Below are 14,659 nucleotides of genomic sequence, written 5' to 3'. Positions count from 1 at the left end.
TAGTCAATAGAATATTGATCAGATCATTTATATTATGATCTAGTAAAGGGGTAGTTATGTTAATCCGATATAAAAAATCGATGGAAAAGATTGCAATGGGTCTATTATCTTTTATGCCTGAAGAAAAAGATGTGAAGAAGCTTCAACATACAATGAAAGCATATGAAGAAAATGAGAACTGGCACCTTTATTTATGGAGAGAAAATGATGATGTTTTAGGCGCTATTGGTGTTGAAATAAACCAAATAGATGCAACTGTTACCGTACAACATATTTCTGTCAATCCATCACATCGAGAATTAGGGATTGGTCACAAGATGATTAATGAAATCCGTGAAATTTATGAAGAGAATTATCAAATTATTGCCAATGATTTAACGGAATCATTTTTAAACAAATGTGAATAGCCAACCCTCAATCAAATGATCATACCATGAGTTATTTCGATATTTTCTATATTGAAATAACTTTTTTTATCGTCAATCGACTGACTTTAAGATCTCTAATTTAATAATACTAGAAAAGCTATCAGAAGTTAATTTGGTGATCAATGATCAGTAAATGCCCAGTTTATCAAGTATGCTCTGTTCCCGGGAATCTCCCCCTTCAATCAAACAGCAAGGTCGATAGGTGGGGGAGCTCAATTGATTACAATAGCAGATAAGAAAATCCAAAACTTTACTGTATGATAGCCTTAAAGATCTTTTAATCTATGGCAGGAACTGTGGCTAGTGGATAATTATGTGTTATAATTAATTTGATTTATTGAAACTGTATAGAGGAGCCTTCTGTATGATGGAATCTTACCATGTTCGAATCGATGGTTTTGAAGGACCATTAGATCTTTTATTACATCTAATTAAACAATACGAAATAGATATATATGATATTCCTGTTGCCCTGATCACAACTCAGTATATGGAATATATTGAGACGATGCAAAAATTAGATTTAAATATTGCTAGTGAGTATTTAGTGATGGCAGCAACCCTACTAGCGATTAAAAGTGAAATGCTCCTTCCAAATCAAGAATTAAATGAAGACGATGAATATGAGGAAGGTGATCCACGTGATGAATTAATTGCTAGATTAATTGAGTATCGAAAATATAAAGAGGCTGCTGAGCAATTAAAAGAAATTGAAGGTGAGGAGAAGGAGAGCTATACTAGATCACCTGAGAAAATCAATGATCAATTGTCCAAGCCTTCTCCAATTAAAGAAAAGTCTGCATCTATTTATGATATGTTAGCTGCTATGCAAAGTATTTTCAATCGACAAAAATGGAATCGCCCAATGACAACAACAATTGAAAAAATGGAAATACCAATTCAGCAGAGAATGGAAGAAGTTTTGGAAATCGTAGAATTAAGTGAAGAAGGAATTCCTTTTGATCAACTGTTTCCATATTACTCAAAGTCACACATTATTGTGACCTTTATGGCTATGTTGGAATTAATGAAACAGAAATTAATATACTGCGAACAAGAGCAGACTTTTGATCAATTGATTTTACATAAATGGAGGTAAGTAAGATTGGAATTAAGTCAAAAAAAAGCGGTTATAGAAGGACTATTATTTGTTTCTGGGTCTGATGGCTTAACAATTAAACAAATCGCATCGATAATTGACCTTGATCTTGATACGGTTGAATATTTATTAAATGAATTAAAATATGATTATGAAAATACAGTTCGTGGTATTCAAATGCTTGAATCAGAAAAACATTTTTATTTAACATCAAAACCGGAACATGCCGAATACTTCAAAAAATTAAAATCAAATGTCCATACATCCAAACTGACTCAAGCAAGTCTAGAAACCTTAGCGATAATTGCTTATAATCAGCCGATTACTCGTGCTGAAATTGAAGAGATCAGAGGAGTGAAAAGTGATCGGCCAATCCAAACGGTTCTTTCTCGGGGGTTAATCGAGGAAGTAGGTCGAAAGGATGCAATCGGGCGACCAGTGATGTTTGGAACAACCTTAGACTTTTTAACATACTTTGGTTTACGTTCATTAGATGAATTACCCCCATTAAATGAACAGATTGATGAGGGGGATATTACAGAAGAAGCAGATTTGTTTTTTGATCAATTGAATAGAGAAGAAACATGATATAGAGCGCTGAATTTAATTAATTTAGCGTTATTTTTATCGCTCTTTTTATCCAACATTCATTGGGGGGATTTCGCATACTTAGTGAAGGTTCACTTATTTGCAATCCAACATAAGGCATAAGTAAATTATTTATTGCATAAATATATAAATAAATTGAGTTGTAAAGAAGGTGCCTTATGAAAGGAAGAAAGATAAAAACCTTATTTATCATTATACTAACGTCGATTTATACTATAACAAGCAATGAATATGTATATGCAAAGCCAATGATTTCTGCTGAACAAGCAGTTTTAATGGATCAAGAGAGTGGTTTAATTTTATATGAAAAAAATACGGACAACCCTCAACTAATCGCAAGTATTACAAAAGTTATGACTGCAATTATTGCGATTGAACATGGGGAGTTAACAGATCAAGTAAAAATAAGCCAACAGGCGGTTTCACAGGAAGGGTCCTCAATTTATTTAACAGAAAATGAATCGATGACATTAGAAGATCTTATCTATGGGTTAATGCTTCAATCTGGAAATGATGCAGCTATAGCTATTGCTGAACATATTGGTGGTAGTGCTGATGGTTTTGTTTATTTAATGAATGAGAAAGCTAAATGGCTCGGAATGGATGAAACACATTTTTCCAATCCGCATGGTCTTGATGCGGATGATCATTATTCTACTGCAAAAGATATGGCCCAATTAATGAGATATGCAATGGAAGATGATGTATTTGCAGAAATAAATCGCACGAAATCATATCAGGCTAAGAGTAGAACATATGCATGGCAGAATAAAAATAAATTATTAACCAATTATTATCCATATACGATTGGGGGAAAGACTGGTTATACGAAAGCAGCGGGCCGAACACTGATAACTGTCGCTGAAAAAGATGGGACTCAGTTAATTGTTGTGACGATAAATGATCCGAATGACTGGTTTGATCATATGCGTCTTTATGAATGGGGATTTGAGCAAATAGAACAATCAGAATTAGCGACACATACTAGTTTAGAAAATATGATGGATAAATCATTAAATGAAGTCATGGTTCATTATTTTAAAAAAATGGTGGGATTACAATAATGGTACATCTAATTTGGGCTGGATTAGCTTGTACGGGAATCATTTATGCATTATTTAATGGAACAATGTTAGAAGTAAATGAGGCGATTTTCACAAGTGCCCAAGAAGCTGTTCAACTTGTTATTGGACTAACAAGTGTACTCATCTTCTGGTTAGGAATCATGAAAATTGCTGAAAAAGCAAACATATTAGTTGCATTAAGTCGCTTTTTTAAACCACTAATCGCTTGGCTATTTCCTGATTTACCAGAAGACCATCCGGTTATGGGATATATTACATCTAACTTTATTGCAAATTTATTTGGGTTGGGAAATGCGGCAACCCCACTTGGACTAAAAGCAATGAATGAGATGAAGAATCTTGAGCAAAGTGAACATGCCAGTCGATCAATGATAACCTTTTTAGTAATAAATACTGCTGGATTAACATTAATTCCAACGACGGTCATTGCACTAAGAATTCAATATGGTTCAACTGCACCAACAGAAACGGTTGCAGCAACAATTATTGTATCATTAATCACCACGTTTATCGCAATTATGATTGATCGATTATTTTATTATAGAAGGGTGAATCAGAAAAAATGATCGATATCATTTCTCTTATCAGTATGGTTGCGATCCCGCTATTTGTTTTAATTGTTCTTGTTCTAGGTACATTTAAAAGACTACCAACTTATGACTTGTTTGTTGAAGGGGGGAAAGAGGGGCTAACAATAGCCGTTTCTTTGCTTCCTTATTTATTAGGCATGCTTGTTTCTATCTCAATTTTTAGAAGCTCGGGTGCACTTGATTTTGTAATTAGCTTGCTAGAACCCGTCTTAAATATTATTCGGGTTCCAAGCGAAATTGTCCCATTAGCTTTAACCAAACCGATATCTGGAACAGCTGCATTAGCTGTTACCTCAGATTTATTAAAATCATATGGACCTGATTCCTTTATTGGTAGATTAGCTTCTACTATGCAAGGGAGTACAGATACAACTTTATATATAATCACCATTTATTTTGGTTCAGTAGGAATTAAAAAAATGGGAGATGCATTGAAAGTTGGACTACTTACAGATATTATTGGTATAATAACTGCAATTACAGTCATTACAATTTTATTTGGTTGAATCATTTTACTGCAAATTAATAAACTGTAATCCCCTTAATTCATTAAAATAAATGGAACCATTGAATCAAATGGGTGATTAACAGTTATTAAAAGCCCGATTTATTCTTGTAACACCAAGTGGGGGGAAGAAAAGAATCTCACTAGCTAAAAGGTTCATTTTTTTCGCAGTTAGGTCATTATGCATTCATTTGATTGAAAAGTTATTTTGATTACAAATAGATTGATGTAGAGTTGTATTCATCTGGATTGTCTGGCAAAATAAGAGGTAATTACTCTGTACGGTAAACTATAATAGAAATTGGTGGTTTTTTATGACAATAAATAATGAACGATTACAAAAGGTTATAGCTCAAAGTGGTATCACTTCAAGAAGAAAGGCGGAGCAATTAATAGTTGATGGGAGGGTGAAAGTAAATGGGAAAGTTATTAAAAAGCTTGGAACAAAGGTTAATAAAAATGATCGAATTGAAGTAGACCATGTTCCAATTACTAAGGAAGAACTCGTTTACTATCTTCTTTACAAACCAAGAAGATTCATCTCGAGTGTTAAAGATGATCGTGGAAGAAAAACGGTAACAGAATTGGTTCCTAATACCGATAAAAGGGTGTTTCCTATTGGTCGCCTAGACTATGATACATCTGGCTTAATTTTACTTACTAATGATGGGGAATTAGCTCAATTGTTAATGCATCCAAGTCATCAAATTGATAAAGTTTATGTTGCTAAAATCAAGGGAATCCCATCCAAAGCTGTTTTAACACTTTTTAAAAAAGGGATCCTATCTAAGGGAGAAAAATTAAAAGCTACCCAAGTTAAATTACTTTCAGCTAATAAACAAAAAAATACTTCAGTGATTGAAATAACATTACATGAAGGAAAAAACCGTCAAGTGAGACGTATGTTTGAAGAAATCGGTTTCCCGGTGTTAAAATTGAAGAGAGAAAGATACAGCTTTCTAGATTTAACTGGATTACAGCCGGGTGATTATCGTGAATTAACTAGGTTAGAGATACAAAAATTAAGAGATGATGCTATGAAAAAGAATTAATCAACAATCAGATAGTGACTTTCAAAGATCAAAGTGCCAAACAAGTTGTGATTAAAACGTTTGGAGTTTTCGGACTCAGAAGCGAAAAATGTTGACTAGTCATATTTTTTGGTGATTAAGAGAAATTTACTGGGTATATAGAAAGGGGTAGTATGATGGATGAGCAACAAACAATTTTGATTATAGAAGACGAAGCTCGCATCCGACGATTATTGATAATGTATTTAGAAAGGGAAAATTTTAAAATAGATGAAGCAAATAATGGGGAAGACGGAGTGGCTTTAGTTGAGGAAAATAAATATGATTTAGTTATTCTTGATCTAATGTTACCATCCTTAGATGGAATAAGTGTATGCAAGAAAATTCGCGAAAAACATACGATGCCAATTTTGATGCTCACTGCTAAAGGAGAAGAATCCGATCGAATTGAAGGTTTTGAAGCAGGGGCAGATGATTATGTTGTTAAACCTTTTAGCCCAAGGGAAGTCGTTTTACGTGTTAAGGCATTACTTCGACGTTCAAATGGTTCTGGACAATTAAATCAAAACAAGATCTCGAATAATGTACTTATCTTCAAACAATTGAAAATTGATAGTAATGCTCATCGGGTCACTGTAGCGGGTCAAGATATTACATTAACACCAAAAGAATACGAATTGTTATATTTTCTTGCAAGTCATCAAGACCATGTATTTGATCGGGAAAGCTTATTAAAAGAAGTTTGGCAGTATGAATTCTTTGGTGATTTAAGAACAGTAGATACACATATTAAACGATTACGGGAAAAGTTAGGTAAAGCATCTGAAGAAGCCGCTCAAATGATTGCTACTGTTTGGGGGGTAGGCTATAAATTTGAAGTGGATGATGATTAATGATTTGGAGAAATGTTGTAGTTAAATATAGTTCGGCTTTTATATCGGTATTTATCATTTTATATTCAGCATTAGGATTATCTATATATCATTATCAGAAAAGCAAATTAATTGCTGAGACAAAACAACAACTTCAAATATCAGTAGAAAATATTTCGGATTATATACTAGAAAAACCGGAAAGCCTAAGAGAAGATCATGAACTTCAAAATTTATTAATCAATGAAATGGAACTACTCCTGATCGATGATGAAGAGTACCATGATTATCGGATTGAATCATTTTCAGCAAATGTTTCACAAGCAAATCATGTTTACCTTGATCAAATTGATTATAATAATCAGGAAGTAATGATTGCTGGTATAGATTTAGGTGATGATTTACTTGCACTATACATACCCATGTCCAAGCTATCAGAACAATTGATCGTTTTAAAATGGACACTTATTTTAATTGGATTTTTTACTATTACTACATTTATTATATTCACATTTTTTCTATCACGTCGTATTTCAAAACCATTAAAACAAATGCAAAATAGTACGCGTCAAATAATTGGCGGAGATTTTAATATTAAGTTACCAATTAAGTCACATGATGAAATTGGAGAATTAGCCATGGCCTTTAACCGAATGAGTCGCCAATTGGGTAATCAGCTAGCAAACCTTTTACAGGAGAAAGAAATTTTATTCAGTATCATCAGATCGATGAAAGATGGCGTGATGACCATGAATTTAGATGGTGATATTATTATTTCAAATCAGGAAGCTGATAACTTTATTGCTGATTTTCATTATGAAAATGACAGTACAAATGTAAAACGTTTACCAGATGATTTTAACCAACTTTTCCAATCTGTAATTGATAAAGGGTCGAGCCAGAATTTCCATAAGAATGTTCAAGGGAAGGAATGGGATATTATTATTACTCCCTTGTACAGTGAGACAACGATACGTGGGGCGGTTGCAATCGTTCGTGATGTGACAGAACGGTATCAGCTTGATCAACTAAGAGAAACGTTTATAGCGAATGTTTCTCATGAGCTTAGAACACCTATTGCCCTTTTGCAGGGATACAGTGAAGCAATAGTTGATGAAGTGGCAGAAACGGCTGAGGAACAGCGGGAACTGGTACAAGTCATTTATGATGAGTCACAAAGAATGGGCCGACTTGTTAATGAATTATTGGATTTAACTCGTTTAAAATCAGGTCATTTAGATTTAAATCTTGATAGCTATTCAATCAATTTATTGGTCGAAAAAGTTGCAAGGAAATTTTCCAATCGATTAAATGAGAGTAACATCACATTTCAATATGAAATTGATAAAGATGTTCCGATTTTCGAATGTGATTATGACCGAATGGAGCAGGTATTTACCAATTTAATTGATAATGCGATTAAACATACGCAAGATAACGGAAAGATAACATTAAATATCTATAAAGAGAATAATCGAATTATTTTCATGCTTAAAGATACAGGAACAGGTATACCGAAAGAAGATTTGCCATTTATATTCGAACGCTTCTATATGGCTGATAAATCACGTACAAATGTAAATAAAGGTAAAAAGGGGACTGGTTTAGGCCTGGCAATTGTTAAGCAGATCATTGAGGCTCATCACGGAACGATTGGTGTACAAAGTAAGGAAGGGGAAGGTACTACATTTAAATTTATCTTACCAATTCGTCAAGAGGTCTAGAAGTCGTTATCGATTAAATGTTGAGTATAAAAAACGAATGTAAAAAATGTTTGACTTATGTTAATATTTATAGTGCATGTTTAAAAGCAGAATAAAGCGTGCAATATTAGATCAGCCTGCCAAGCTTTAGAAAATGTTGGTGGCTAGGGTAATATTGTCTTTTTTCTTTGCGCTATTTCCATCTGACTTGTGAACAGCTTTCGATGAGAAAGGTTTCTTAAACTTTCCGCCCAATTTAGAATAAGTCATTTTTTTAGGAATAAGTATACTGTAACTTTTAATATCAATGATCGACTAATATAAAGACAGGGGGTCTTATTCATGGAGACCACGTTTAATTCACTTTATGACCAATACCACGTTGACCTGTATCAATATGTGTATTATATGGTTAAGAATCAACACGTTGCCGAAGATATCGTACAAGAGGTATACATTAAAGTATTGAAATCATATAAAAATTTCCGTGGAGAAAGCAGTGAGAAAACGTGGCTTTTCTCTATCGCCCGTCACACAACAATGGATTATTTTCGAAAACAGCAGAGACAGCAAAATAAGTTAGCAAACTTTTTTAATAAAGATCAAAATATGGCACTAATAAAAGATCAAGACCCTTTACCAGACGAGATTGTACAATTAAACGATGAAATGAAGAGAATTTATCAATTATTAGATTATTGTACACTTGATCAAAAAAATGTATTAATCCTTCGCTATATACAATCTTTATCTATCCATGAAACTGCACAAATACTTGAGTGGTCAGAAAGCAAAGTTAAAACAACACAATATCGTGCGATAAAGAAATTACAACAATTAATTGATAAAGATTAGAAAGGGTGAAGCAATGATGGATCAAGATCAGGAATATAATAAAATGATTGAGCAACTAAAAGCCTTGCCTAAGATTGAAGATCGACAGAGCAAAACATTACTATATGAAAAAATTAATGAGACAATACATGGAGTAAAAGTTGCTGATAAACATAATTTTTTTAAATGGTTTATCCCATCTATTGCGACAATTGCATTCGCTGCTTTAATTCTTATTATGATTCAAACAGGAGTATTTAAGCAAGACCAAATAGCTAATCAAGCTACAGAACTTCAAAATAATATGCGTGATATAGACAGTCAAGAAATTAGAGAAAAGAGTACACTTGAAATCAATGAGAGTCAAGAATCCAGTGATGAAAATATGGAGCATTCAACTAATGATGCTAAAGCGATTGATGAAGAACAAGATCAAGAAACAAACCAAGCCAAACAGTTAGTTTATTATAATGATCAGTATGATCTGCCCATTTATAATATCGCTGTGATGGATCAAGAAGCTATGTATGCTATCCCAATCTCGTTAATTGACACAAGTGCAACTGATGATGGTCACCCCAATGATGCTTATAATCGAATCTCGTCATTTATTGATGAAGAAAGCTTTGGTGTTAGTCTTTTCCCTTTTGAAGAAGTTGAGTTTGAATTTAGTGATGATTATCAAACGATAAATATGAACGTGGCGGATGACTATCAATTTCCACAAGGTTCAACGCTAGCAAATATCTTTCAGGATATGATCAATTTTATGTTTGCCGATTATCCAGCAGAAGGATTGAACCTTCAAACGGAGTCAACTGATTATATTGAATTGGGATCGTTTGGGAAACTCTCTGTTTTAGAAATAGAGCCAATTAATCATCTAGCTTATAAAATTTATCAATTTGAAGATAAAGAGCGATTGTTAGTTCCGATTAAACAAAACCTTGATGGTGAACAGTTCTTTACGATTGATGAGGCACTTCGTGAAATGCAATATGATCAATCAGAGTTCTCTATTTATGGAGTGATTCCATCAGGTGTTGAATTTTCTGTTGATCCATCAGATCAAGATGTATTAAGGATTAATTTCGAAGCCAACTCATTATTTGGTGATAATCGAATGACCAAAGAGATGATTGAAGCCATTTTAATGACAGCAAAAAGCTTTGACTTCGATCGGGTTAATATTGGATTGGAGGATGATTTATTGCAGGTGGGATCATTTGACTTAGAACTACCGATTCCTGTTCCAGATGCAGTAAACCCGGTCCTTTTACACTAATAAAAAGCCTTAATGGGAGTAGCCGTAATGAGGAAAGTAATAAACCAAATGACGGTTTTTGAGTATATTTGAATAACAGTGTAACAGCATGTGTAAAGCGCATCTGTTACACTGTTATTTTGGTTTATCTGTGTTGTGTATTCCCCAAAAGAACCGATTTGTATTGTCTAGTTAATGATTTATAATCACACCCTAAATTCAAAAGAGTACGATTAATTCCCCCTTTAGATAGTGATCATTTCTATATACTCCATAAATATTTATACTTTCTCATAAAAAAATGAAAGTCTTCTTTTTGAAAGTTATTATATAATAAATTGATGAATTGTTTGATTGGAGAATTTTAAATGACAAGAAAGCCTAAATCTTTAAGTCGAATGTTAAGTACAGTTTATTTATTTTTTTTAATGATAGTGATCATTTTCTCTATACTTTTTGCAAGTTTTACTACATCTAAAGAAGTTGCAAAGACAACATTTCGTAATGTAACGAATAATGTTACAGATAAACACAGAGTTTTAGAGCGAACATTTGACCAATTATTTGAACAAATGGTCTATTTGAATAATAATCCAAATTTATTTGACGTGATCAATAATGAAAGCGGTTCCATAGATCAGCAATTAATATGACTGAGACAATAAAGAATCTCTATTACCGCTATCAAGATGTATTGAGTTCTATCTATATCAATGTAAATGATGGTGAATTCTTTTTTAATGGGGGAAGTATTCCGCAAATGCTCACAGAGATTCATTATCAAGACTTTTTTGATCTAACGGAAAATCAAGATAGTGATTATTTTTGGTTAGATGCGACACACAATCCTTTTTCCACGGAACATGAGGGGTTGATATCACTGGGAAAGGTAATTGGAGATGATAGTTCTGAAGCAAGTGGTGTGATTGTTTTTAATATTAAAAGGAGTTGGTTAGAATCCGTTTTAAATGATGGTTATATTACGGAAAATGGATCCCTATTTTTATTGAGTAGTCAACAGATTGTTTTTCCTGAAAATAGTGAAATTCCCTCCTTAGTTTTTAAGCAAATTGAGGAAGGTCAACAAAAAATTCAGGTAAATAGTAAAGACTACCATACCGTGGCCAAAGCGTTTTCTATTAATGATTGGAAACTAATAGCTGTATTTCCTGATCGAGATTTAAAAATAGGACAAGAAAGTTATTTTACCTTAGCCCTTACATTAATTGTTTTTCTGATTGTCATTGGGACACTTATTATTGTTGTATTAGACCAATTTGTTTCCGTTCCCATACGCCGTTTTGCTTATGAGATTGAAGGGATTAGCATTAATGGACAACCTCAACAATTAAATGTAGAAGGAGTTAGATTTAAAGAATTAATGATTTTGTATGATAGTTTCAATAAAATGATTCATAGAAATAGCAGATTAATGCAAGAAAATCATGATAATTCGGAAGAACGGAATAGATTAAAAATTGAGCTATTGCAGTCTCAGATTAATCCTCATTTTTTATATAATACACTATATTCAATTCAGTCATTAAGTGATATGAATATGAATGAAGAGGCTTCAATGATGACTCGTGCATTGGCTGATTTTTACCGTCAGGGAGTAAGTGATGAAAAAATTATTGTAAGTTTAGCAGATGAATTATCACACTTAGAAATCTACTTAACAATTATGGAACTCCGTTATCGTGGCCGTTTTATTTATAAAATAAAGGTTGATCAACAGGAGGCATTAAAAGCACGAATTCCAAAACTATCTCTACAACCAGTGGTTGAAAACTCAATATCTCACGGATTAAAGGAAATAAGTGAAAAAGGATTAATAAAAATCAATGTTAAAATGGTAAAAGATAGTGTACAAATTATCATTTTAGATAATGGAAAAGGAATTAAACCCGAAAATATCATGAAAATTAATCGAGAAATCAATCAGCCAGCAGGTAAAAAGAATAACTTGATTGGAATTGGTTTGAGGAGTATTAATTTAAGAATCAAACAATATTTCGGTGAAGGATACGGACTCTGGTTAGAGCGCACTACCAAAGGAGCTCAAGTCAAAATCATTATTCCGAAAGGAGAAGAAGATGCGAAGACTATTGATTGTGGAAGATGAATGGATTATTCGCAATGCTCTTATGCAATTACCTTGGCAACAAATAGAGATTGAGGAAGTGATTGAAGCAAAAGATGGCAAAGAGGGACTAAATAAAGCATTAGAATTTTCGCCACAGGTCATTGTTACAGATATCAACATGCCATTTATGGATGGAATTGCAATGGCAAAGGAGGCAATAAAGAAACGAATGTGCCAAATTATTTTTCTAACTGGATATAATGAATTTAATTATGCGAAAGCAGCAATAAAAATTAAGGCATTTGATTATATTTTAAAACCAGTAGATAAAGATGTTTTAATTCCGCAGGTTAAAAATGCTTTTGATTTATTAGAAGAAGATTTGATAACTCAACAATCAGAAAAGAAATTTAAACAACATTCTTTTTTAAATCGACTATTCTTTTCGCCCTGTAGAATTAGTCATAATGAACTAATAAGTGCTTTTACACTACCAAAGAAATACCATATTCTATTTATAACTCAATATAGTACTTATGTTAAATGGATCAAACAATTATGCGATCCAATCATTGAATTAGATGATAGAAGTGTATTTGGATTGATTGATCAGGGAAAATGGCAAACTAGTCAAAACTCTTTTGATGCTCTTAATCAAGAATTGAAGTTAAATCGGCAAACATTGGTCATTAGTGACTGCTATAACATGCAAGAAGACTTTTCAGCAGTCGTAAAAAAAGTCCGGGAGAAGTTTGAGTGGATTCGTTTTTCTCAATACGGCATTGTTAAGGAAAATGAAATAAAATCTGGTAATAAATTAAATGAGCACCTACTAGCATTAGAAGTTCAATTTGTAGAAATGATTCAAAACCGTCGCTTTTTTGAATTACATAATCAATTAAAAGAGCTAGAGAAAAATAAGGACTTTTTGAAACATCCGGTCACTATTTTAAAACCTATATTAGTGAAGTTTCTATTCTTGATTTTTTATGAGGGTGATTTAGGGAGAATGGAGTATTATTATGTCTATGAGCGTCTAGAGAAAAGTCAAGACACAAAGGAAATTCTTCATTTGTTACAGGTACAGCTAGAGAACTGGATAAAAAAAGAGAATTCAAAGAATCAACCAATTTCTTTAGTTGACCAGGCGGTAAACTATATTGATCAACATTATTCCGACGAATCCTTATCTTTGCAAAGTGTGGCAGATCACATTCATGTATCTCATCCTTATTTGAGTTACCTATTTAAACAAGAGTTAGGAAAAAGGTATACTGAATATGTTTTTGAGCGCCGAATTGAAGCTGCAAAGACATTATTAGAGACAACAAGAAATAGCATTACTGACATTGCATTGATGACTGGATTCAATAATCCGAATTATTTTTCTAGCTGTTTCAAAAGGTATTGTAAAATGACTCCAAAGCAATATCGAGAACATGTAAAATCTATAAAATCATAAAAGTACTTCCTAAAGTTATTTTATTTTAAATATCCCCTTTGAAGGATGACCATATTTCCCTATCCACTTTGACATTGTTTAAAAAAATAGAGTTTTTCCTTAAAAAATCACAAGTAATATGTAAGCGTTTTCTGTTAAGTTATATTTAGAAACGTATTAAGGAGGGGAGGGAATTGGAAATCAGACTTACTCTAGGACAAAGCAAAAAGAAAAAACATAAATTCGTTAAAGCACCTTATCTATTATTATTACCTTCTTTTGTTATGATTACTGCTTTGCTATTTTTTCCAATGCTAAGAATCTTTTATTACAGCTTCCAACATTATGATATTTCAGCACCTTTTTATGATGATTTTGCAGGGATCGATAACTTTGTGAAGATATTTACCGAGGACCCATTGTTTATTCCAAGTTTGGTTAATAGTTTCAAATGGGTACTTTCTCAAGTCTTATTGCAATTGTTTTTTGGTATGGGAATTGCCTTGTTATTGAATAAAGATTTCAAATTTCGCGGTTTAACTCGTGGCTTAGTCTTTATTCCATGGGCAATTTCAGGTGTGCTTACATCTGTAATTTGGAGCTTGATGTACAACGAACATATGGGTGTATTTAATGATCTATTAATGAAGATCGGGTTGATCAATGAACCCAAAGCTTTTCTTTCAAGTACAACCAGTGCATTTGTTGCAGTAGTAATTGCTGAATTATGGCGTGGTATTCCTTTTTTTGCGATTACTTTGCTAGCCTCTTTACAAAATATTTCCGCAGAATTGTATGAGGCGGCTGCAATGGATGGTGCAAATCGATTGACTTCATTTATTTATGTAACACTCCCTCAGTTGAAACGAACAATTGTCTTAACTACATTGTTACGGACAGTGTGGGAATTTAACAACGTTGATTTACTATATAATTTAACCAACGGAGGGCCAGCAAATTCAACAATGACCTACGCAATGTATATTGCCAAAACAGCTGTTCATGGAAGTGATTTTGGATATGGCTCAGCTTTGACTGTGATTGCATTTATTATCCTTTCAATCATCGCATTTTTATATTTGAAAATTTCAAAATTCGAGGAGGCCTAATTT

At 32.9% G+C, this 14,659-nt stretch carries 15 protein-coding genes; all 15 read left to right on the top strand.

Annotated features, from left to right (window positions below; all coding sequences use genetic code 11):
* Positions 1-56: 56 nt before the first annotated feature.
* The 15 genes from KQI76_RS03745 (at position 57) to KQI76_RS03675 (ending at position 14,656) form a co-directional block, all read left to right on the top strand.
* Positions 57-407, top strand: coding sequence for a GNAT family N-acetyltransferase (locus KQI76_RS03745; RefSeq protein WP_216398968.1), 351 nt, complete (start codon positions 57-59; stop codon positions 405-407).
* Positions 408-792: 385 nt separating this feature from the next.
* Positions 793-1,527, top strand: coding sequence for a segregation/condensation protein A (locus KQI76_RS03740; RefSeq protein ID WP_305853363.1), 735 nt, complete (start codon positions 793-795; stop codon positions 1,525-1,527).
* Between the two features lie 6 nt (positions 1,528-1,533).
* Positions 1,534-2,115 (top strand): SMC-Scp complex subunit ScpB, encoded by a 582-nt coding sequence (gene scpB / locus KQI76_RS03735; protein ID WP_216398967.1) that lies wholly within the window; start codon positions 1,534-1,536, stop codon positions 2,113-2,115.
* Positions 2,116-2,294: 179 nt separating this feature from the next.
* Positions 2,295-3,200 (top strand): D-alanyl-D-alanine carboxypeptidase family protein, encoded by a 906-nt coding sequence (locus KQI76_RS03730; protein ID WP_216398966.1) that lies wholly within the window; start codon positions 2,295-2,297, stop codon positions 3,198-3,200.
* Positions 3,200-3,787 (top strand): nucleoside recognition domain-containing protein, encoded by a 588-nt coding sequence (locus tag KQI76_RS03725; RefSeq protein ID WP_216398965.1) that lies wholly within the window; start codon positions 3,200-3,202, stop codon positions 3,785-3,787. The genes KQI76_RS03730 and KQI76_RS03725 overlap by 1 nt, the downstream gene beginning before the upstream one ends.
* Positions 3,787-4,317, top strand: a complete 531-nt coding sequence (locus KQI76_RS03720; RefSeq protein ID WP_216398989.1) for a spore maturation protein — start codon at positions 3,787-3,789, stop codon at positions 4,315-4,317. The genes KQI76_RS03725 and KQI76_RS03720 overlap by 1 nt, the downstream gene beginning before the upstream one ends.
* Before the next feature lie 313 nt (positions 4,318-4,630).
* Positions 4,631-5,368 carry a pseudouridine synthase gene (locus tag KQI76_RS03715; protein ID WP_216398964.1) on the top strand — a complete coding sequence of 246 codons (738 nt, stop codon included), beginning with the start codon at positions 4,631-4,633 and terminating at the stop codon, positions 5,366-5,368.
* 155 nt (positions 5,369-5,523) lie between these two features.
* Positions 5,524-6,240, top strand: coding sequence for a response regulator transcription factor (locus KQI76_RS03710; RefSeq protein ID WP_216398963.1), 717 nt, complete (start codon positions 5,524-5,526; stop codon positions 6,238-6,240).
* Entirely contained in the window at positions 6,240-7,943 is a 1,704-nt protein-coding gene (locus KQI76_RS03705) for a HAMP domain-containing sensor histidine kinase (protein ID WP_253288787.1), read from the top strand. The genes KQI76_RS03710 and KQI76_RS03705 overlap by 1 nt, the downstream gene beginning before the upstream one ends.
* A 321-nt stretch (positions 7,944-8,264) precedes the next feature.
* Positions 8,265-8,777: a sigma-70 family RNA polymerase sigma factor gene (locus KQI76_RS03700; protein ID WP_216398962.1), complete on the top strand. Its 513-nt coding sequence runs from the start codon at positions 8,265-8,267 to the stop codon at positions 8,775-8,777.
* Positions 8,778-8,793: 16 nt separating this feature from the next.
* Positions 8,794-10,041 (top strand): hypothetical protein, encoded by a 1,248-nt coding sequence (locus tag KQI76_RS03695; protein ID WP_216398961.1) that lies wholly within the window; start codon positions 8,794-8,796, stop codon positions 10,039-10,041.
* 347 nt (positions 10,042-10,388) lie between these two features.
* The gene (locus KQI76_RS03690; protein ID WP_216398960.1) at positions 10,389-10,673 is read left to right on the top strand and encodes a hypothetical protein; all 285 of its coding nucleotides are present in this window, start codon (positions 10,389-10,391) and stop codon (positions 10,671-10,673) included.
* Positions 10,670-12,145 (top strand): sensor histidine kinase, encoded by a 1,476-nt coding sequence (locus KQI76_RS03685; protein WP_216398959.1) that lies wholly within the window; start codon positions 10,670-10,672, stop codon positions 12,143-12,145. The genes KQI76_RS03690 and KQI76_RS03685 overlap by 4 nt, the downstream gene beginning before the upstream one ends.
* Positions 12,117-13,568, top strand: a complete 1,452-nt coding sequence (locus tag KQI76_RS03680; protein WP_216398958.1) for a response regulator transcription factor — start codon at positions 12,117-12,119, stop codon at positions 13,566-13,568. The genes KQI76_RS03685 and KQI76_RS03680 overlap by 29 nt, the downstream gene beginning before the upstream one ends.
* A gap of 173 nt (positions 13,569-13,741) precedes the next feature.
* Positions 13,742-14,656, top strand: a complete 915-nt coding sequence (locus KQI76_RS03675) for a carbohydrate ABC transporter permease (RefSeq protein ID WP_253288786.1) — start codon at positions 13,742-13,744, stop codon at positions 14,654-14,656.
* Positions 14,657-14,659 lie beyond the last annotated feature (3 nt).

It is taken from the genome of Amphibacillus sp. MSJ-3, assembly GCF_018919165.1.
Classification (GTDB): domain Bacteria; phylum Bacillota; class Bacilli; order Bacillales; family Amphibacillaceae; genus Amphibacillus.
This window is presented reverse-complemented; position numbering and strand designations above follow the sequence as displayed.